Genomic DNA, 1,228 nt, shown 5'->3' on the forward strand with positions numbered 1-1,228 from the left:
CCCGGCGACCCGGAGCCCGGACCAGCCGCCGCTGCCCGTCGCGCTGTCGGTGGTGGGGCCCGAATCGCCGTCGGGCGTCTGCCCCTTGATCGCCGCGGCACCGGCCTCCGGCCCGGCCTTGGCCCGTCCCAGGACGGCGACCCGCAGCACCACGCCGATCCGCGGGTCCTGTGCGACCTGGGCGGCCCTGGCGCCGAGCGTCACCGCGATGTAGAAGTCGCCCTTGGCGTGGACGGGGATGACATTGGGGTGGGTCTCGTAGCGGTTGGTCCAGGAGACCGGCACCGTCCCCATGCTCAGCGAGGCCGGCCGCCCGTTGTAGGGCACCTGTGGATTGAAGACGCCGGTTCCGCTGCCGACCGGGGCCCGGAACGGCGTGTAGACCTGGGTGCTGCCGAACGAGGTGTGGGAGCTGGCCTCGGAGCGCGGTTCGTTGGCGAACTCCACGTTGTAGCGCAGCTGTTGGCCCCAGCTGACCGGCACCTTGTACCAGAGCGTCTGCGCCGGGAGGATCTGGTCCCGCCAGACGCCCGGGCCCAACGGGCGGGCGTCGTTGAATCCGGTGCCGCCAGTGACGTCCTTGGGCGCCGTGGTGGGCAGTTCGGCGTTCTTGCCGCCCGCACCGTACTCCGGGGACGACTGTGCGGGGGTGGTGCCCTTCGCCAGCGGATGTTCCACGTGAAACATCAGCTCCATCGGCCAGCGCGCGGCGTCCGAGCCGGTGTCCGCATGGCGCTCGACGACCAGCCAGTACCGGCCCGCCTTGTCGCAGGTGCCGGTGCCGCTCTGCGTCGGGATGCGGCTGACGCCCGAGGTCAGCGGTGTGGCCCCCTCCCGCTGCCCGAACAGGGCGGTGGAGGACTCGCAACTGCCGTCCTTGTCCCGGACGATCTGGGTGCGCAGGGTGTCGAGGTAGTCGATCGCCGCACCGGAAGGTGGCACCACGGTGGCCGAGAAGTCGGCCGCCGAGGCGGCGTCCAGATCGACGGCGTAGTACCGCTTCTCGTTGGGCCCGATGCTGTCCAGGTACTGCCCGGGGGCGATGACCGGTGCGCCCGTCCGGTCGTCGGTGCCGCGGACCTGCTTGCCCTGGAACCGGTAGCCGCTCGCGGAGAGTTGGCCGGCGCGCTGAAGCTGGCGGGTGAGCGACCGGGCGTCGGGGGCGTCGTAGTACTGGCCGTTGCCGGACTTGGCGATGCACTCCAACTGGGCGCGGGCGCTGCCGGCC

Annotated in this window: 1 pseudogene; it reads right to left on the minus strand. The window is 72.0% G+C overall.

Features of this window, described 5'->3' with window-relative positions:
- Positions 1-1,228, minus strand: a pseudogene (locus tag AB0I03_RS26805) (hypothetical protein); the annotation flags it as partial.

Source organism: Glycomyces sp. NPDC021274, assembly GCF_040641195.1.
GTDB lineage: Bacteria > Actinomycetota > Actinomycetes > Mycobacteriales > Micromonosporaceae > Glycomyces.